Below are 21,038 nucleotides of genomic sequence, written 5' to 3' on the forward strand. Positions count from 1 at the left end.
ATGTTTGGTTAAAATCTGACACATCTGACAGTTTTTTCAGTGTTTTTACCTTGTTGTTTTTGCATTCGTTAACCATATGTAGTTAAAAGGTAACAAAGGTTACACGGACAGCAATTAATAATTAAGAATGAACAATTAATAATTTGATTGTTATACTGAGTGGAGCGAAGTATCTCGTCAGTTAACGATTAACAACTTGTATCCTGTGTCTTGTCTACTCGTATCTCATATAACTTCCAACTTATTACTTAAAACTCATTACTTGTTAAAAGGTAACAAAGGTTACACTTTTTCATTCATTTGCTAATATGCTAATTTACAAATCTGCTAATTATTTTTTCAAAGAACTATAAGCTAACAGCCAAAGGCTAATAGCTCACTATATAGATAAATTTTTTAATTTGTCTTAAACCTTAGCACAGTGAAAGAATAAGCGGGTAATTTACAGTTATCGCCTGCATTGAAACTATCTGATACAGGTTTGGCCGATTTATCGTCAGGTGCGCCTGTCAGCAAAGTTCTTGAAGCCACCGGATTTGTAATATTGATGCCTGTCAGATCTAATTTTGCATTTACTTCTACAGGCAGCATATTCACCAGTTTCACTATCACATCTCCGGTCTTGCTATCACGCACGATTGATTTTGCAATACGTTTCTGCACATCATCCCTATTGTCTGAAAGCTCTATCTTACTCGTCAGGTATTCGTCTCCCGAATGCTGTCCGTACAGTTTCTGTACATAATAGCCCACAGTCGGCTTTACTTCTGTATTATTGAAATATATCAGGTCGGGATTCCATTGGGTATGTCCTTCTTTTGCCAGTAGTGGTGCATAGGAAGTCATTGTTACTATATCTCCGTTACGTTCCACATTGGCAAGATGAAGGGCTTCCGCCAAAGCTGTTTCTACATTATTCGGCCTGCCCGGAAGGTGTGCGGCATATTCTCCCAGATACACTTTTGACTTCGAACGGTCGTATTTGTCGTAAAAATCCTGATTGTGGATATACCATCCCGGTGAATTGTAATAATGCTCGTCCACCATCGGGATATGTAACTTATCGGCGATACCCCAGCCTTCCACATAGTCTGTCCCTTCATAGAAAGGCCCTACTGTGCCTATCACAGTTATTCCGGGATGTTTTTCTTTTACGGCATTGAATATCATAGTGAAACGTTCCTCGAAAATATCGGAGATAATGTCTTCGTTCCCTATTCCGATATATTTCAGGTTGAACGGTTTGGGATGCCCTGCCTCCGCACGTTTCTTACCCCATGTGGTGTTCACATCGCCATTCGCCCATTCTATAAGGTCTAGCACATCCTGTATATAATTTCCCATTTCGCTCATCGATATTCCCCCTTGTTGTCCACCCAAAGAGCAACCGTGATGCGCCGAATTCTGGCACGGTACGCCTGCCGCAACTACGGGAACAGGCTCAGCACCTAAATCCTCACAGAATTGGAAGTATTCGAAATACCCCAATCCGGCTGTCTGATGATACCCCCACAGGTTTCGTTGAGGCTTGCGGCTTTCGAGTGTGCCTATTGTATTCTTCCAATGGTATATATTGCCCAGCCCGTCGCCATGTGCCACACAACCTCCCGGAAAGCGCACAAAACGAGGATGCATATCGGCGATAACCTGAGCGAGGTCTTCCCGCAGTCCGTTTTTGTGTCCTCTGAACGTTTTTTGAGGGAAAAGAGAAATCATATCCAGTTCCACCTTGCCGGTCATTTGCGGTACGACTTCCAGTTTTGCATCTGCTATGGTCTGGCTAACGGTTATTACGGCATCGTATTTTTTCCAATCGCTGGAGATAGCTTTTGTGGTAGCTTCTCCATAAACTTTTCCGTTCTTATCTGTCAGTCTTACAGTTAGTTTTCCTTTTTTTGCTTCCGGCGTGCGTGCAAATACCGAGAAATTATATTTCTCCCCGGCTTTTACAGCGATACCGTCAAATCCTTCATTTGCCAGTCCGGCTCCTATTTGGTTGACCTGAAGCACGGCATAATGCTTGTTATTGGGATGGATAGGAGATACGGAATCAATTGTAAATACAGCCTGATCGCCGGATACACTCCATGCTTTGTAGCTGTTCCAGTCTTTGTCACGACCTTCCTTATCGCTCAGGGCATATTCGAAACCCCTGTTCTGAACAAGTTCCGCATAAAGACCTCCGTCGGCAGCATAGTTTATATCTTCAAAGAACATTCCCAATAGCAGGTCGCTTATCTTTTTCGGCTTGGAAGCATCTACAGTGATGGTTGCATCCACAGATTTAAGTGAAGCGAAACGCTCTTTGTCGGTGCTTGAATTTTCGGCGTTCAATATACTTTTATAGGCGGCTAATTGCTGCGCTTTTATTAGTCCGTCAATCACTTTCCATGATACTTGGTGCAGTGTCCCTGTTTCAGTTTTTCCGGATATAATTGCAGTTTCGCGCAGATTGGCAATGCCCGCAACTTTTTTTGTAGAACCGTAATCTTTGAAGTCTTTCGTGGTAACGGCATAGGCTTGCTTGTCTGAGCTTAACCAAGTGACTGTATAAACCTTACTTGCATTGTCATAAGTGATTTCAGGCGCAAGGCAATTCCCGTTTTCCATGACCAGAGGGTAGGATTGCCGTCCCCAATATACAAGGTCGGGAGAAGAAACGCTGGCAAACGCCCCGTCTCTTTCGTTCATGCTCCATACGCAGTGCCACATGCCATCGGGAGACTGAATGAGGAATGGAGAGAACATCTTTTTCTCAGAGCCCCAGCGTCCGTAGTCACATTTTACATAACTGTGTTCGGGGCCTATCGAAAACCAGTTTTCCTTGTCTACACTCCATGCGAAGTGCAGGCCGTTGTGATTGGAATTCTTATCCGTAGCGTATGCGAACAGATAAGCCGATGTGGGTTCACTGGCAATTGTTTTAAATACAGGAATAAAGAGTAAAATAATTAAGAGGTAGATACTTGATTTTTTCATTCTAAAGTACGTTTATATTTGATTTGGATATATCATATCAATAAAAGAACAGATCCCAGATAGCCGGAACAGGCTCTTTGTCGGAAGTATTGAATACGATCCGGATAAATGAAACCTTTTTGTTAATATCTATATTTACCGGCGAACCTGATATTCCTTTCTCTGTATGGTCGGCGATGGTTTCCCATGTATTTCCGTCTACAGAACTTTCTACATTTATGAAGTAAGTTTTCCAGGGATATTCGAAACGTATCTCCATTGTTTTGATGAAAGTATCTGGTTTAAAATCTGCTTTTATCCATGCATTCTCATCTGTTTCCGAAGCTTTCCACAAGGTGCTGAAATCGTTATCCGTCAAATTCTTTACAGCAGAGTATTCCTCTTTCTCCGAACTTGCAGATATTGATGCGGGTTGGATATAGGTAACTTCCTTCTGCGAAAGTTTAGGGAAAGACTGTACGCTGTATGGCGTGATATTCTTTATCTGTCTGTTCTGTCCGTCAAACTCAAGTTCGTTGATACATATCTGACGGAAGGCTGTTCCCGTATTGAATGGTAGGCTGTGGCGATGATATACGATATAATTCTTTCCTTCGAATGGCATGATGGTGTGATGTCCCGGGCCATATACCTTGAGGCTGTCCGCTGTTTTCAGAACAGGGCTGTTTTCAGCTTCGGTGAAAGGGCCAAGCGGTGTATCGCCCACTGCATACCTTACCTCATAAGTTTCGTCAATGGTTTTTCCTTCCGAATAAGTCAGATAATATTTCGAATCGTGCTTTATCATTAGCGGCCCTTCAAAATAATGGGAAGGGGTAACCTCTTTCTCTTCTGTTTTGAACGTATGCATATCATCATTCAGTTCGGCAGCATAGCAATGCCCGTTTATCCAATCCCAGCCCGAACCCCAGTAAAGATAGGCTTTTCCGTCATCATCGATAAAGGCTTCGGCATCTATTACATGGTAAAAACGGGTGGTGTCGAACGATAGCATCGGCTGGTCACCCATCATATTCTCCCACGGGCCCAGTGGATGTTTCGCTTTACCGCACCATACTTCCGAACCTACCGATACATACATGTAGAAAGTATCTCCTTTTTTTACGACCGATGGCGCCCATACATTGTTGTTATTCGAAGTAGGGGAAGTACATTGTGCTTTGGTAGGCCAGTTTAACTGATGAAATGTCCAGTTCTGAAAATCATCCGATACCCAGCACGAGAGGAATTCCGCTCCCCAAGGGTCAGCCGTGGCATACATATAAAATTTGCCTTCATGTTGAACAATAGAAGGGTCGGCAAAATAGCCGGGAATAACCGGACTGTGAAGTTCCGCCGTTTCCCGGGGATCTGTTGATTTACTTCCTCCGCATGCTGTGAGCAAAGCGGTGAACAATAATGACAGGTAAATAAAATTTTTCTTCATGTAATGTTATATTTAAGGTCTCAGACCTATTTGTTGCTTTCGTGTCTGAAAAAGAGATAGTTCGTTATAAATGTACTTCTTTTTTTATTGAGCTTGTATTGCACCCAGAGGGTCAATACAAGCATTAAGTAGATAAAAAAACGTATGTTTAGAGTTTTATTGAAACTTCTTTTCCTTTATAGGTAACTACTTTATTTATCTTCAGGGAGTTTTCAACTCCGATCCCTTTCAACTGGTCGACAAGTACAATCCGGAATCTGCGATTTTTAAGCATACCCGTAAATTCGCCATTCCTGTTTTTAATGGTTAGAGTCCTGTTCTGGTCATTCCATTTAAATCTGATTGTCGAATAAATCCCTTTTTCGTAATTATAATTGTCATTTTCGTCTTCGTACAGAACAAATTCCCCATTTGCCCCTGTATAAATCCTTATTTCGAGGTTATCCCATTTCTTTTCGATGGCATATTGCACTTTCGGCCCCCAAGGAATAATCGATCCGGCTTTTATATACAAAGGGATAATATCTATCGGCACTTCTTTATTGATGGTCTGCCCTCCGTTTAATTTCTCGCCTGTCCAGAAATCGAACCAGTCCGTACCCTGAGGCAGATAGACAGCCTGAGTCTTTACTTTACTGAAGTTTTCCTGAGGATTCTTCCATTTGTTTTTTTCTTCTGCGGAAACATACATCGGGTCGGTAACAGGCGTAACAAGGAACGATTTTCCGAACATATACTGATTGCTTATATCGTGCACTTTTTTGTCTTCGTTGAAATCCATAAATAAGGCACGCAGGAATGAACCGGAGTTGCTGGTTACATCCCAGGCTGTTGAATACATGTAAGGAATCATGCTATAACGCAGATTGATATACTTTTCTTCCGAGTCATAAGCCCAATCACCTTTCTTCCCGAAGAAATATATTTCCTTTGATACACCACTACCGTGCGAACGTTGCATAGGTGTGAATGTACCGTACTGAAACCAACGTGTATATAATTCGTGGTATGCTTTGTTGCTTACTTCTCCTTCATATTCCCAGAGGAAGAAACCTCCTATATCTGTATTCCAGTACGGAATACCGCTAAGAGAGAAATTGAGTCCGGTAGGTATCTGTCTTTTCAGAACGTCCCATTTGGCAACTACATCTCCCGACCATGTGTTAGCTGCATATCGCTGTTGCCCCGCAAAAGCGCATCGGGTGAGCAAATAGACACGTTTGTCTGATGTGGTAGCCCTCTGATGTTCATACACACCCTTGTTCGATTCCAGAGGGAATGCATTGCGCACGCTGCGGAAAGTGCCTAGATGGGTAGGCACATCGAAGTCTGATTCTTTAACATCCAGATGGTCGGGTTCGGTAGAGTCGAGCCACCATGCATCTATTCCTTTCGAAAACAGGCCTTTGTTCATATAATCCCAATATATGTCGCGCGCTTCGGGATTGTAGGCGTCATATACTCTCACGCCCGAAGGCTTGTTGGGATCGGGTGGCCATGTATCTGCACTGGAAGCAGGCCACGTTTTGAAATTGAGTAGCATATTTTTCTCTTTCATCACCTTGAATGGTTTCGTATCGGGTCCGAATGAAGCCCAAACGGAAATCATGATATGCGCATTTTGTTTGTGTACATAGTCGATCATGCCTTGCGGGTCGGGAAATTCGGGATTGTCAAAGTTCATAGAATTCCAGTTGGTGTTAGGCCCCCAGTATTGCCAGTCCTGTATAATACCATCGAGTGGAATGCCCAGTTGCCTGTATTTGTCTACCACTTCCATAGTCTCTGTTTGGCTCTTATATCTCTCTCGTGATTGCCAGAATCCGAATGTCCACAACGGATACATTGGGGCCTGTCCTGTTAGGTCACGCATCTGGGCGATAACTCCGTCCCCGCTTTTACCATACATAAAATAGTAATCGGAGCATTCGCCTACTTCCGAGTCGAAAGACATCTCCTGCGGATTGTCGTTGAATGTAGTGGGAGAGTAGTTGTCCCAGAATATGCCATATCCCCTCACCGATTGCAGGAACGGAACACTCGCGTACAAGGCGCGCTGGCGCATAAATATTTTCTCTCCGCGCTGGTTCAGCTTATCGGTTTGTTGCTGGCCTAATCCGTAAATGGCTTCACCCTTCTCTAGTAGAAAGGCTTGGCGTACACTGAATGTTTTATTTCCGGCATCATTAAAATTGGAAAATTGTGTGCCATAGTCTTTTTCTGTAAAAAGAGGATTTCCACTTTTGTCGGAGTAAGCTACTTTCCCTGTATTCAGGTTGACGGTAACTTGCAACAATTCACTGTTTAGGGATACTATGCTCCCATTTTGGCTAATGTCTAATGCTGTCGTTTGCGGTGTCTTTATCACCGAAAGGCTTTCTTTTTTGAAACTCCTGCCTTCCGGAGATTTTACTACACGTACGATTGACGGACTGTAGAATTGTATTTCCACATCCATCGACTGTACATTTGTCTTTATTCCTTTGTCCGTCTTTTGGTACGTTTGAGCAAATAATTGCCCGGCTATAATAGATAAAATAAGTAGTATAAATTTTTTTTTCATTTTAAAACAGCGTTTGTTTCAGTTTAAATAGTAGATATTCACTCCTTTAATGTTATGCGATAAACACACTTTTCATTTCCCCGTTGTATCGAAGAAATGACAGTTGCCTTTACCGGACTTCCGTTCACTTTCGAAAACATCATTTCGGCAAAACCTTCGGAACAAAAGCATAACGCAGGATATTTAATACCTTCACTTTTATTGATGAGAGGGCATACGCAGGCTGATTTGTTTTCATCGGCCAGTATGACTTTTCCGTTGTCTTCGTAACTAAATTTCCAGCCCCATTCTTTTTCTATAAATCGAATGAAATCATTCATCTTTCCTATATAAGAGGCTAGCGATATATCCATGTTCAAATTTTGATAATGGGCCAAAGATGCTGATTTTACTAATTTACAGATCTCTGTTTCAGGCAGATTATTATCCAGATTAGTTAGTATTTCCGATATCCACTTTTGAAACATAACAGCACTCCGATCGTCGTCGGGCATTTCAGCATTGTTGCTGGTATTTACACCAGAGATAGTATTGAATCCGCATATACATGCGCTACTCAAACAAGCCTTTTTTATAAAATTTCGTCTGGATAAGGCCATGGTTCTACTATTTTATTTCAAGAACAACAATCGATTTGGCAGGCAGTTTTATATTCAGCTTGCCATTTTCTATTTTAGCACCTGTGAAGGTCTGAGGTTTTACCAAGTCAGGGTTTTCGAAAGTATTGTGGTCTTCAATGTTTTTCGAGGTCAGAATCCGTCCTTTTACACTATTTATCTTCGTGTTTGAGAAATCTATATTTACATTCTGCTCAGCATTCAGGTCTATATTTGCCAGCGTAATATGCGTCAATCCGTCTTTCTGCGAAGCAGACGCATTAACTAAGGCTACATTGCGGCCTCTTATCTCTTTCGTTTCCGAGATAATATCCATCGGCAGATAAGTTGCATCCTGATGCACGCGGTACATATCGAAGACATGGTAGGTCGGTGTCAGTGTCATCTTATCGTCTTTGGTCAATATCATAGATTGAAGTACATTGACCACCTGTGCTATATTAGCCATCTGAATGCGGTCGCCATACTTGTTGAATACGTTCAATGACAGGGCGGCAACAAATGCATCGCGCATGGTATTCTGCTGATACAGGAATCCCGGATTAGTACCCGGTTCCACGTCCCACCATGTACCCCATTCGTCTACCATAAGGCCTACTTTTTTGTCCTTGTCGTATTTATCCATAATGGTCATATGCTTTTGAATTACTTCTTCTATTTCAAGGCATTTTCCCATTGTCCAATAATAGTCGTCTGGCGTGAATTCTGTTGCTGAACCTTTGCTGCCGCTCCATCCTGTAACCGTATAGTAATGAAGTGAAAGTCCGTGCATTTTCTTTCCGGCTTTTTTCATTAACACGTCAGTCCAGTCATAATCATAGTCGCTTGCTCCACTGGCTATTTTGAAGAGTTTATTTTCGTCAAAATTGCGGCAGTAAACGGCATAACGGCGATAGAGATCTGCATAATAGTCGGGCAGCATGTCGCCTCCGCAACCCCAGCTTTCGTTGCCAACTCCCAGATATTTTACTTTCCATGCCTTATCACGTCCGTTTTTGCGGCGCAGATTTGCCATTGGGCTATCACCGTCCGATGTCATGTATTCTACCCATTTGGCGAGTTCTTCTACAGTGCCGCTTCCTACATTTCCGCTAATATATGGCTCGCATTCAAGTAATTCGCAAAGATTGAGGAATTCGTGTGTGCCGAAGCTGTTGTCTTCTACTACTCCGCCCCAGTTGTTATTAACCATCTTCGGACGGTTTGCTTTCGGGCCTATCCCGTCCATCCAGTGATATTCATCGGCAAAGCATCCGCCCGGCCAGCGCAGATTGGGTATCTGAAGTTTTTTCAGAGCATTCAGCACATCGGTACGGTAACCTTTTGTATTGGGTATCTTTGAATCTTCTCCCACCCATAAGCCGCCATAGATACATGTACCGAGATGTTCGGCAAAATGTCCGTATATGTGCTTACTGATAGTTTGCTTACCTCTTTCGGGATAAATGCGGATAGATACGTCCTTTTGCTGTGAGAAAGCTGAAAAGGAACTAACTAAAACTAAAGCGGTAAGTAAAAGTCTTTTTTTCATTGGTTTTATGGTTATAGATTTAATAATTCTAAAGTAGCTATTATTTTACACCTCTTACAACCAGAGATTAGTCATAATGGATGAAAAATCGGTCAAATACATATTGTTCCGGAATTATTACCGGTAGTATATTTTAATACCACCGGTAATGAATTTTATTATTAATAACCCGTATTCTGTTTTAAGTTGCTGTTAGTTAGTAATATGGAATTTGGTATTGGATATAGGTCCCGATTCTTATTTTTTGTCGCATCATGCGAAAACCACGATTTGGTAGAGAAAACACCGAATCTGATCAGGTCCTGACGGCGACGGCCTTCCTGCGCAAACTCCCAGCCTAATTCATCAAGGAAACGGCCATATTGAATATCGCTTCCACCTTCGCTGGTAGTACTGTATACATCGCGGCGGCCATAATCATAAACACTTCCCAGTTTCAATTCTGCATCTGTAACAGCAGCTTTTGCCGGATTGGTATTTCTAAATGCTCTTTCCCTGACTTCTGTAACAAGCGCTCCTGCTCCGGACTGATTTGATCTCATCAATGCTTCTGCTTTCATCATCAGGATATCTGCATACCGGAACTGCGGCCAATCATTACTCAAACGGTTGGTAGAACCTTCTGCATACTCGAATTTTCCCCATCTGAATCCATCGGCCATATCCGAGTTGTCGATGGAAGGAACAGATTTTACATAGATAACCTGTCCTCCGCCATCGCTACGCTCCAATGGTTGTGTACCTGTTAGTGATGTATATTGCGGACCTGAAATGTAATTTTCAGTCAATCTTATGTCATCAGGATCAAAAGAATCGATAAATTGAGGAGTGGCACAAACACCGCCCCAAGGCCTGGCCGTGAACCCATAAGTGGTTTGGTTTTCAGGGGCTAATGTATAGAGGTGAAAGTCAAAAGCATTCCAGTCTGTCACGTAAACTTCGTCGAAAGGAAGGCCGAATATGATTTCTTTAGAGTTTTCGTTTTTGGTTACGAATATATTCTTCTGCTCTCCTTCCAGTCCGTATTCATTTGATTCTTTTGCATAATCAATCACCTTATTGCATGCGTTGATACAGTTTTGCCATTCGGCTGTACCGCTCCATACTTCCGCATTCAGATACATCTTTGCCAATATGGTATAGCCAACCCATTTATTCATACGTCCGTAAAGAGCACCTCTGGGAGTTTCGGAAAGCAAATCGACGTTGTTCGTTATCTCATCTATAATAAAATTATATACCTGCAATCGTGTTGATTGCTGGGGGAGCGATACGTCTTTATAGTCGGTAACGATAGGAACGTTTCCAAACAAATCGACCAAGATATAATAATACGAAGCGCGCAGCACTTTAAGTTCGGCAATAAGCGCATCTTTTGTTTCTCCTGTTACAGAAATTGCTCCGTCATCGATCTGCGATAATAGACGGTTACAGGTATTGATGCCTGTATATGTACGCGACCATCCTTGAAGAGGGCCATCGTCTTCGGATGTCCAGGTGTGCTGATGCCATCTTTTGTAAATGTATCCGTCGACCCAACCAATACCGTCACGTCCCGGTAGAACATCCTGATCGGCACTCAGCTCCTGTGAACGGACAACTCCGTTCCATAATAGCATCGTTTCGCGCCACGATACGTAAGCAGCATTGACTAAGTAACCTATTTCTTCTTCTGATGTAGGTTTATATTCTTCTGATGGAATTGTTCCATAGCTATCACTTTTCAGGTCGGTACATGAAGTAATATTAAGCAATATAAAAATGGCACAAAGTCCGAATGATAATATTCTTGTTTTCATCTTATATTCAATTTATTAGTTAGAATTTAACACCTACACCAAGTGTGAATGAGCGAACTGTCGGATATCTGTCTCTACTGTCATATCCCGGAGTTAATCCATTGATCTCCAGTTCGGGATCGATGCCTTTATATCCTGTTATAGTGAGTGCGTTCAATACAGATCCGTAGACACGTAGCGACTTGATATATTTACCTATATTGTTGAAGGTATAGCCTAATGTAATATTATCTATTTTCCAGTAATCTCCATTTTCGATATAGTAGCTATTGAATTCCGGTTCAACGGATTTGCTCAGTTGAGTTTTGCCGAAAACTTTATCTGTTACAGATTTTAATCTGTTTTCCACTCTACTGTTTTTGGTGTTTTCATAGTTCATGCGAGCGGCATTTATTATCTGAAAACCAAAAGCACCACGCATCGTAATATTCAAGTCGAAGCTTTTGTAACGGAAACTATTGTTCCATCCACCATACCATGTAGGAACACCATTTCCTATCATATGCTTATCTTCCGGAGCATGCGTAAAATCATCATAAGGCACTCTGTTGCCATCTCTGTCCAGATAGATCCACTTGCCTTCATCATCTACATCTACTACTTTGAATCCATAAAAATTTCCTATTTTTTCCCCTACCTGTACCCGGTGTGATCCGGTCACTTGTCCGGAATATTCGGCAGTTCCTGTATCGAAATAGTCATATTCCGTTTTGAATACGCTACCCGAAAGGCTTTTCAATTTATTAGAGTTAGTAGAAAACGTTACTGTTGTATTCCATTCAAAATCCTTACTCATAAGAGGGATTCCCGATAAAAGAAGTTCCATACCTCTATTTTGCAGTTTACCTCCGTTAGCCCAGGTTTTCGGATATAAATTTGGTGGAGTAGGCACTGCGTATTCGAATAATAAACCATCCACTTCGCGGTTATAAACATCGATTGCTCCTGAGAAACGTCCTTTGAGAGCCGTGAAATCAATCCCTATATTGGTTTCTTTCTTCTCTTCCCATTTCAGATCAGGATTGGCATTCGATGCCGGAACAACAGTTTTCACCCATTTTCCGTTCACATATGCGTAGCCACCATATTTAACCATTGCTGTTCCCATGAATCCGTTACTAGGTTGAGATCCAGTAACACCATATCCTATACGAAGTTTTAGATCATCTAATATATTCTGGTCTTTCATAAAGGCTTCTTGTGTAATTCTCCATCCTAATGAAACGGAAGGAAATGCACCCCATTCATTATCTGTTCCCCATAACTGGCTAGCACCTTCGTAACGCAAGCTCGCCATGAGCAGGTATTTATCCATATAAGAATAAGTAGCACGACCAAAAAAACCGATGAGATTGCTTGTTTTTTTTGTAGACGAGGCATCTGCTAATCCGTTTTTAAGAGCAGATCCGGCTCCTATATTATGCCATCCGCCCATATAATCGTCCTGAAATCCATAATTGGAAAAATACATGTCTTCAAAATCGGTTTCATTGTAGCTATAACCACCTAATACGCTGAATTTGTGAACATTTATTTGTTTGTTATATTGAGCAGTCAGTTCAACTAGTTTCTCCATTTGAGTATAGGCTCCTACCGAAGACCAACCGGCAAGACCATCGCGAAGTGCTGAAATATGGTTTCTGGTCTCAGAATATCCATGGTTTCTGTTTTGGCGGTTATAAGACATAACGGCACTTAATGTCAAATCCTTGATAGGATTGTAAATAATACTTCCATTGAAGCGTATATCTGTATTTTTCACATTCCCATAGCACTCATACAGCCTTGCCAAAGGATTTTCATACTCGAATTTATTTACATTTTCATACCAGCTTCCATCAGCATTCCTTACGGGGTCTGTTGGGTTGTGAAGCGTTGCCTGGCGGTATGTATAGCCGTTCCAGCTTCCTGCATTATTGGTAGATGCAAATTGATTTTTCTTACCCAAGATTCCGAATCTTAATTGCAATTTGTCATCGAACATGCGGTGGGAAACCTGAATCCGTCCCTGAAAAGTTTCAGAATCCGACTTCTTCATAATACCTTCTTGCGAAGTATAGTTTATATTAGCAATATAGTTTGTGCTTGCAGTTCCACCCTGAAGGGAAAGGTTATGAACATGGGTTAGCGGAGTGCGTGTAATCTCATCGAGCCAATCGGTATCTCCGCCATGATCTTCAGTAGGATATAATTCGCGGAACTCGCTTGCGCTAAGCATATCCAGTTTATTGGCTATTTTGGATGTACTGATATAACCATTGTATTCTACTGTATTTATCTGTGCACCTTGTGCTCTTTTGGTCGTTATCAAAATTACCCCGTTTGTACCCCGTGTACCGTAAATAGCGGCAGCAGATCCGTCTTTCAACACATCAATAGACTCTACATCTTCCGGGGCAACAGTGCTAAGACTACCCGGTATACCATCGATCAGGATAAGTGGATTGGTGTTCGCTCCGCCGATAGAGTTGTTTCCGCGTAATTGTATCTGGGTACCACCTGTAGGGTCACCATTCGGATTGGAGATCGCTAATCCGGCCACTTTACCCTGAATCAGTTGCCCTACATCTTTCACCGCGCCTTTTGTAAAGTTTTCGGATTTTACACTGGCTACAGAACTTGTAATATCTCCTTTGCGCTGTGTACCGTAGCCGATAACCACAACTTCGTTGAGGTCGTTGAGGTTTTCGATCAATGTGAGATTGATCGCAGATTTACCTTTTACGGATACTTCTTGTGTTTCGTATCCGATATATGAAAATACAAGGATGTCATTTTCAGGTACCTCTAAGTGAAATTTACCATCTTCGTCCGTAATTGTTCCTTTGGTAGTCCCTTTTATTGTGACTGATACACCAATAAGGGGTTCATTGCTGATATCCAGTATTGTTCCTGATATTTTCCCTGTTTGTCGACTGGCTACTTGAACCGTTTGCTGTTGTATTGTACCCATGCTTACAGCAATGGTATTGTCGTTTTGTCTGAATACTAATCCGGTTTGTTTGGATATCTCATCTAAAACGCCGTTCAATGTACCGTTTTTAATATCTATAGATATGTTTTTTACTTTTTCCAGTACAGATTCTTCAAATATAAATTTAAGGCCGGTTTGACTGGTTATTGACGCGAAAATACTTTTGATAGGAGTATTTGCGTGTTTCAATGTGATTCTTTTATCCTGATATTTTTCATAAATAATATTATTCGCATACGCTGGACTAGAGAATAACGGAAACAGCATAATTGCTGATATTACAATTATTATCTGTTTTTTTGAAATTAAATTCATAATTTTGTGATGTTTAAGAGTTAACTTTTCTTTTAAACTAAACTTTTCCAGGTAATCATTTTTGGTAGACTTGATGTTCCCTAGGAGAAAGTGTGAGCAGTGATGTAATAGTTGCTGCTCATTCATTTTTTTTGAGGTATTTTTCATTCTTTCATAGGCTGTAATATATTTGTTAGAATTTATGGTGGTTATTAATAAAGAATTATATCATTTCCATTCTTTTTTTGTTTTAGTTTGGTTATAAAACAGATGGATTCCAATACTGATTGCAGGCTCTTATTATCGTGTTCACCAGTTATAGTATATTCCTCTCCGGGTCTTTCCAGTACAATATTTACTGCATACTTTCTGTTGAGTGTATTGATTACATCTTTGATAGGAGCTCTGTCAAAGTATAGGTATCCGTCTCTCCACGAAGAGGCATGCAATACATCTTTTTTGCTTTTCTGAAAATAATGGTTTTTCTTATTTATCCATAATTCTTCGCTTGGAGTCAATTGTATAGAGCTATTCTCATCAAAAATACTGACTGATACGATTCCTGTAGATACTGTAACGCCTATCCATTCGTCTTCATCGTAGCTTCTTACGTTGAAGGATGTCCCAAGAACTTTTATTGAAATCTGGCCTGTATTTATGATAAAAGGCCTCTCTTTATCCGGTGTAACTTTAAAAAAAGCTTCACCGGCTAGCTCCACAAGACGTTTCTCCTCCCCAAAAGTTTCGGGATATTTAAGAGTGCTGGCAGAATTAATGTATATATCAGACTCATCAGGTAATTTTATCTCTTTTTTTTCTCCGGCCGGTATGGAGATATTGCACATTTTGGTGTCTGCCTGTTCTCTGTCTTTATTTATAAAAAGGTACATTGAAACCGAAACTGCAATGATTGCCGCAAGTGACGCTGCATAGCGAATAGTTTGGCGCACTTTTACACTGGATCGGGAGGGAATGGGACTTTCAAGTTTTTTTGAGTTTGTAATAATATTCGATGCTTCGTTGTGCAGTTTTAATCTTTCCTGTATATCAGCTTCTTCATTTTGTTCCATACTCTTCTCCCATTCTTCGCTGAGTTTATTTTGAAATTCAGCTATTCCTTCCTCATGGGATATACTTTCCATTAAATCGATAAAGTCTTGTCTCGAAAACTTATTCGTCAGGTAGCGATCTATAATTTTTTCTGTATCCAGGCTTTTTTCGCGCATTTTTAATGGTATTTATATATGTAATACAATTAAGTTTCACACAACTGGGGGTGTAAACCGAAATTTTTTATAAAAACTTGTTTTTTATTTGTAAAGAAAAAAAAGAAATAAGGGAAGGCAGAAATTAATGTCTGTATGTGTTGATAGATATCCCTTAATACACTTCAGCGATTCTGAAATATGTTCTTGAACTGTATAAACCGAAATATTCAGTGTCGCAGCAATTTCTTTATGCGACATATGTTCTATTCTACTCAATACAAATACTTTTTTTCTGGCGGGTGGTAGCTTGTTTATTGCAGCTTTAAAAAGGTTTTTATATTCGGAATCTATAATCTCATTGTCGGTTGGTGTCTGTTCGAGCAGACTCTTACTCATGATAAGATTTATTACATTCTCCTCTGTATTATATTGCTTCAATGTGTTCAATATCCTGTTTTTTGTGATGGTGAAAAGATAGGAAGAGAAATTATAATTAGAGTCGATGAATAGACGGCTTTCCCACAAATGTGTAAATATATCTTGTATAGTATCTTCTGTAAGGTCTCTATCTTTCAAAAATTTTAGAGTAAACAGAAATAAGCGCTTTTTATAACGTGTATATAGTTCACAAAAAGCACTCTCGTCGCCTTTTGAAAGTAATTCCGCAAGATGTTTATCTGTCATTTCTTTATAAAGCATCTATATTAGATTCAAAGTTATATGACAAAAATATATATATTAAGTGTAAAATAAACATTTAATAGTATGTTCTAAAACATATCTGTGTACTGTCGTAAAATACTAAAGGCTACTCTAAAAAGAGTAGCCTTTATATATGAGCTGAGAATAAATACTTGCAAATTATTTTTTATAGTTGAGAATAGGGGATGGAGAATGTGTCACCATCAGCTATATTTCCTCTTTGAAGTCCTTTCTTCAACCAACGGGAACGCTGAGCAGAGGTTCCGTGATTGAAAGCGTCAGGTACGGTATAACCCTGCGATTGCATTTGCAGGCGGTCGTCTCCGATTTGGGACGCAGCGTTGAGGCCTTCTTCGATATCACCATCTTCTATCGAACTAAAGTTCTTATTATCATGATATGCCCACACTCCCGCATAGAAATCCGCTTGCAGTTCCAGCCTGACATTAAGTTGATTACTTTCTTTTTGGTTCATACGTTGTTGTTGCTGGTGTACTTTGTCAAGTGTTCCCAACAGATATTGTACATGATGTCCTACTTCATGCGCAATTACATATGCGTATGCAAAATCGCCTCCGGCATTCAGTTGATTCTGCATTTCATTGAAGAATGACAGGTCAATATAGACAGTCTGATCGGTCGGACAATAAAATGGACCGGTCGATGAAGACGCGTTTCCGCATCCCGAATTGGTAGCTCCGCTAAATAATACCATCTTTGGAGGTATGTATTTCATCCCGTTTTGAATAAAAACTTCTGTCCACACATCTTCTGTTCCTGCCAGAATTGTTTCTGCAAATGCGGCAGCTCGTTCTTCTTCCGCGGTTGGAGTATAATCTTGTCCTGCCGACATGTTTCCGGCTGCTTGTTGCGAAACAAAATTCATCGGGTTTCCGCCCAATAGCCATACTATTAACGCAACGACAATAGTACCCCCTATGCCCAGGGATATTTTGCCGGATGATCCTTTTCCTCGGCGATCATCTACATTGTCGCTTCTTCTTCTACCGTCAAGTTTCATGTTATTTATTGTAAAGTCAATGAATATCTTTTGATTTTAAACATCTGTCGACACTATTTGTTTTGTTTTTATAGAAAAAGAATAATCACTTAACAGAAAAACTGATGAGGGATTATTCTTAAAATTTGAAAGTTGTGTTATACCAAAATACTTTCTTATTTGTATTAACCAAAGAATATTTATTCTCCTATACCCCAGTTCATATTTGGAGTATTACCCATTTCAAGGACAAGACTGCCGCCTTTCAGTAACTCCGATGCAGGGAAATGGAATGTGTTCAACTCCTTGCCATTCAATGTTGCCTTCTGTACGTACATATTCTTTTTCGATGCATTCTTCGCTTCAATTGTGAATTTTTGTCCCCTTCCGTATTTCCCATCCAGATTGATCTCTACTTTTTCGAAGAGAGGACTGGCTATTTCATAGATAGGATTTACACGTGTCCCTCCATCGACCTGGAAAAGCCCGATAGTCGTCATTACAGCCCATGCGCTCATTTGCCCTTGGTCTTCATCTCCCAAGTATGCATTTGCCGGTTCATAACCGTAATAACGGTCGAGTATGGAGCGGCTCCACTTTTGAGTCAGCCATGGCTTCCCTGCCCAACTGAACAGGAATGCAAAATGCATTGATTGCTGATTGCCTTGTACGATAGGGTGATCCCAATATTGGTCGTTAGGGGCATTGTAGCGCCATGCTTCATCCTGATTGAAGCCCCATTCGAGGCGGTCAAGGAAGCGTTCCTTACCAATTTTTTCTACCAATGCCGGAACATCCTGCGGAACGAAGAATGTTAGCTGCCAGGCATTTCCTTCCACATAGTGATGATTGGCCCCGCTACGGAACGGATCGAAATTTTCCATCCATTTACCGGTACTGTCTTTCATATGGCAGTATCCTTCGTCGCTTATTACATTTTTCCACCAGTAGCCACGGTCATTGAAAGTATTATATACCTCTGTATTGCCCAAGGCTTTGGCAAATTGGCCTACAGTCCAGTCATCGTATGAATACTCCATCGTATTGGAGAAGCGTCCCAGATTCGACGGTACGTATTTATATTTCATATAATGGACAAGGTCACGGTTTCCGGCAAATCCTTTAAATACTTTCTGAGCCGGAGTAGTCTGCATCTTTATAGCTGCTTCCAGGGCCTTATCTGCGTCGAAGTCACGGATTCCCATTTGGTAAGCTCCTACAATCAATGGAATCTCATGCTCGCCCACCATAACCGGTATATAGTTTAATCCGGCCGGGCCTTTGGCTAGCCATCCGTTAGCATCGTACATAGCCAATTGAGAATTAACCCATTTGTTGCTCCATTCGGGAGTGACAAGGTTCCAGAACTGGTTGAGGTTCCAGAATGTATTCCAAAATGCGTCGCAACCCAGCATAGCATTTTTAGACGGATCAGCTACTTTTTGTAGTTTCCCATCAGTAGATATCCATTCTCCGTTTATGTCGCTCCACGTATTGCGGCTACATGCCCGGTACATATTATTATAGAAGCGCACTTTTTCCAGTCTGTCGTTGGTCGTGATTTGCACCCGGTTGAAGATATCATTCCATGTGTCTACCTGATTTTGACGGATTGCATCAAAATCCCATTCGAATTTAGAGCTAACTTCAGTTCTAAGGTTTTCGTCCGCATTAGCGATGCTAACGAATGAAATACCTGAACGCACCTGTACCACCGGGTGTTTTGTCTGGTCGAATTCGACAAACACGCCAGCATCCTTACATGCTCCGGTGATTAATTCATTTATGTTGTGCGATACACTTTTGTCAATCCAGCGCCCCATGTTTTTGATCGGTTGATCAAACTCTATAACGAAATGTACTGTATAGTCCTGGTCTGCATCGTAACTCCACACATTTGGCGAAAATTGATGACTTGAGCCTTCGATACGATAATCGTTGACTTTACGGAGTTTTATTTCTTTAAGCTGGAAATTCTGCTCTGTAGGCGGATGCATGTCTATCATAATCCGCGCTCCGTCACGGTCGGTTGGAAATGTAAAGCGTTCGAATCCGCAACGTGTAGTTGCTGTAACTTCCGCTTTAATATTATAATCTGTAAGGTCTACAGCATAGTAGCCTATATCGGCAACTTCGGTGCGTTTGTTTATGCGGGAACGGTAGCCCTCATCCGGCTTTTGTTCGTCTCCTATCTGGGTTTTCAGTTCTCCGTTTGCAGCCATCACGCCAAGTCCGCCCAATGTCCACTCGTGTATATGACTAAAGCAGCCCACACTCTCAAAAGAAGGCTGATAGCCTGCCTGCCAGCCATTATTTTGGTTATCAGGACTCATTTTTACCATACTGAACGGCATCCATGGGCCGGGTGCTATCATCCAGCGCGAATGGGCTGTACCTATGCGGGTATCTACATAGTTGGCAGGGGTTTGTAGTTTTTGTGGAGAACGTTCTATTGTGCCACGCTCTATTTCAACACCGTCTCTTAAGATACGGTAGTTACTTTTTCTTGCTTTTTTCACTTGAGGCATGGGTGCTTCCAGTTGATACCTTCCGGCTTCAATCACCTGGCTTAGGATTTCTTTTCCATCAAGTTGAACACTGATTTTAGATAAGCCATCGAGCCATTGAGTATCTACAATGAGCGGCTGATACCTGTTTTTTCCGGTATTCAGTTCATAAGCTGCCGGATATACATCCCGGATGAAGAACTTATCGGCGTTCGTAACTTTTACATTTTTGGGACCTTCAAGGTGCACCTCATCAAAGAGTATCCAGGAACCTTCTAATACTGTTATCGATACAAGGTTACCTCCTTTTTTGAGGGTGTTGGTATTAATAGGTATTTCGATTGTTTTCTTTGTTGCATTCTGTAACTTGCCTGTGATGGATAATGTATCCGTTATTGCTTCCTGAGTATGTGCTTTACGCTGTTTAGCAAGAGCATCTTTGTCTCCCAGCTGGAATTTTTCGTCTTGTGTGTTTATACTTACTTTAACCAGTGGTAGAAATGTTTTGGCATAGTCGAGGAGGTTGATAACAAGCTTCCATTCTCCGTTTGGCGGAATATTATCAAGGCCAAACAATATGTTCACCTGATGAGTACGCCAGCCGGAGGTTGGCCATGTGCCGCCCCATGTATCAGTAGGGCCGGGAAGTACATATGGAAAATCTCTTTTTATATCAGAATGGCCTACCAAATAGAATTTGTCTTCGTATCCGAAATCATTGGCCAGGAATTGTTTGAAATTGTCCGGCCCTAAGGCAAATTCAGCCGAAGAGCTATCTAAAGTCCCTATCGACCAAACTTTATTTTCCGGTATATGCTCCGCAAAGGTCATGATTGCGAACGTACACATCGCGATTGTCAATAAAATGCTTTTTTTCATATTAATATTATGTGTTTATTGGGTTAGATCTTTATCGGGTTGGCTTGTTAATAGCTTTTTGTTATATATGTTCATACATTATTGAGGTGTAAAGTAAATTAGTTTTTTCTAATATTCAAAATATTAAGCTCTCTTTTTACATCTTATATTCATGAACTCATTATTGTTTTACTCTTTTTCTTTATTTATGTTCATACATTTATGGGGTGCGGGTGAAGAGTTATAAATGTTATTTTGGATTTTTTTGTTTATGATCTTATTATTGATGTGTATAAACGGATAGTAATAAGATGGTGTTTAAGATTGCTGATCGAATAATTAAAGATCTTGATTTGTTCTTAAGGTCTGGTTGTGTTAGGGTTTGATTGGATTCTTTTGATCTTAGATGAAAAAAAATAAAGGATTGTAATTATTGAGGGTTGAGTTGTTTAAGTAGAATTATCATATTCTTCTTGGCTTTGCATATTATTGTATGAACAATTTATTATTATGTATTTACAGAATTTTAGGATTCAATTAATATTTAACATAGTTAATAATATTCATGTTTCCATTTATA

At 40.7% G+C, this 21,038-nt stretch carries 11 protein-coding genes; all 11 read right to left on the bottom strand.

Annotated features, from left to right (window positions below; genetic code table 11):
• Window positions 1–396: 396 nt before the first annotated feature.
• On the bottom strand, window positions 397–2,979 hold the full coding sequence (locus HMPREF9455_RS01630) for an alpha-L-arabinofuranosidase C-terminal domain-containing protein (RefSeq protein ID WP_006797824.1): 2,583 nt from the start codon (window positions 2,977–2,979) through the stop codon (window positions 397–399).
• A gap of 37 nt (window positions 2,980–3,016) precedes the next feature.
• Complete coding sequence (locus HMPREF9455_RS01635) at window positions 3,017–4,405, bottom strand: family 43 glycosylhydrolase (RefSeq protein WP_006797825.1); 1,389 nt, start codon at window positions 4,403–4,405, stop codon at window positions 3,017–3,019.
• A gap of 148 nt (window positions 4,406–4,553) precedes the next feature.
• A complete protein-coding gene (locus tag HMPREF9455_RS01640; RefSeq protein WP_006797826.1) occupies window positions 4,554–6,968 on the bottom strand; it encodes a glycoside hydrolase family 31 protein in 2,415 nt (804 codons plus the stop codon).
• A 38-nt stretch (window positions 6,969–7,006) separates the two neighbouring features.
• Window positions 7,007–7,567: a hypothetical protein gene (locus HMPREF9455_RS01645; protein WP_006797827.1), complete on the bottom strand. Its 561-nt coding sequence runs from the start codon at window positions 7,565–7,567 to the stop codon at window positions 7,007–7,009.
• A 7-nt stretch (window positions 7,568–7,574) separates the two neighbouring features.
• Window positions 7,575–9,116, bottom strand: coding sequence for an alpha-N-arabinofuranosidase (locus HMPREF9455_RS01650; protein WP_006797828.1), 1,542 nt, complete (start codon window positions 9,114–9,116; stop codon window positions 7,575–7,577).
• A gap of 161 nt (window positions 9,117–9,277) precedes the next feature.
• Window positions 9,278–10,915, bottom strand: coding sequence for a RagB/SusD family nutrient uptake outer membrane protein (locus HMPREF9455_RS01655; protein WP_006797829.1), 1,638 nt, complete (start codon window positions 10,913–10,915; stop codon window positions 9,278–9,280).
• Between the two features lie 19 nt (window positions 10,916–10,934).
• On the bottom strand, window positions 10,935–14,204 hold the full coding sequence (locus tag HMPREF9455_RS01660) for a TonB-dependent receptor (RefSeq protein ID WP_006797831.1): 3,270 nt from the start codon (window positions 14,202–14,204) through the stop codon (window positions 10,935–10,937).
• Between the two features lie 191 nt (window positions 14,205–14,395).
• Window positions 14,396–15,409: a FecR family protein gene (locus HMPREF9455_RS01665; protein ID WP_006797832.1), complete on the bottom strand. Its 1,014-nt coding sequence runs from the start codon at window positions 15,407–15,409 to the stop codon at window positions 14,396–14,398.
• A gap of 84 nt (window positions 15,410–15,493) precedes the next feature.
• On the bottom strand, window positions 15,494–16,075 hold the full coding sequence (locus HMPREF9455_RS01670; RefSeq protein ID WP_006797834.1) for an RNA polymerase sigma-70 factor: 582 nt from the start codon (window positions 16,073–16,075) through the stop codon (window positions 15,494–15,496).
• A 184-nt stretch (window positions 16,076–16,259) separates the two neighbouring features.
• Window positions 16,260–17,114: a KPN_02809 family neutral zinc metallopeptidase gene (gene ypfJ / locus HMPREF9455_RS01675; protein ID WP_006797835.1), complete on the bottom strand. Its 855-nt coding sequence runs from the start codon at window positions 17,112–17,114 to the stop codon at window positions 16,260–16,262.
• A 179-nt stretch (window positions 17,115–17,293) separates the two neighbouring features.
• A complete protein-coding gene (locus tag HMPREF9455_RS01680) occupies window positions 17,294–20,479 on the bottom strand; it encodes a GH92 family glycosyl hydrolase (protein ID WP_006797836.1) in 3,186 nt (1,061 codons plus the stop codon).
• Window positions 20,480–21,038: the final 559 nt, after the last annotated feature.

Source organism: Dysgonomonas gadei ATCC BAA-286, from assembly GCF_000213555.1.
GTDB lineage: Bacteria > Bacteroidota > Bacteroidia > Bacteroidales > Dysgonomonadaceae > Dysgonomonas > Dysgonomonas gadei.

Coding starts and splice junctions, on each gene's coding strand:
- HMPREF9455_RS01630 (WP_006797824.1), bottom strand. CDS start 2,979: ATGAAAAAATCAAGTATCTACCTCTTAATTATTTTACTCTTTATTCCT.
- HMPREF9455_RS01635 (WP_006797825.1), bottom strand. CDS start 4,405: ATGAAGAAAAATTTTATTTACCTGTCATTATTGTTCACCGCTTTGCTC.
- HMPREF9455_RS01660 (WP_006797831.1), bottom strand. CDS start 14,204: ATGAATTTAATTTCAAAAAAACAGATAATAATTGTAATATCAGCAATT.
- HMPREF9455_RS01640 (WP_006797826.1), bottom strand. CDS start 6,968: ATGAAAAAAAAATTTATACTACTTATTTTATCTATTATAGCCGGGCAA.
- HMPREF9455_RS01655 (WP_006797829.1), bottom strand. CDS start 10,915: ATGAAAACAAGAATATTATCATTCGGACTTTGTGCCATTTTTATATTG.
- HMPREF9455_RS01650 (WP_006797828.1), bottom strand. CDS start 9,116: ATGAAAAAAAGACTTTTACTTACCGCTTTAGTTTTAGTTAGTTCCTTT.
- HMPREF9455_RS01680 (WP_006797836.1), bottom strand. CDS start 20,479: ATGAAAAAAAGCATTTTATTGACAATCGCGATGTGTACGTTCGCAATC.
- HMPREF9455_RS01645 (WP_006797827.1), bottom strand. CDS start 7,567: ATGGCCTTATCCAGACGAAATTTTATAAAAAAGGCTTGTTTGAGTAGC.
- HMPREF9455_RS01670 (WP_006797834.1), bottom strand. CDS start 16,075: ATGACAGATAAACATCTTGCGGAATTACTTTCAAAAGGCGACGAGAGT.
- ypfJ (WP_006797835.1), bottom strand. CDS start 17,114: ATGAAACTTGACGGTAGAAGAAGAAGCGACAATGTAGATGATCGCCGA.
- HMPREF9455_RS01665 (WP_006797832.1), bottom strand. CDS start 15,409: ATGCGCGAAAAAAGCCTGGATACAGAAAAAATTATAGATCGCTACCTG.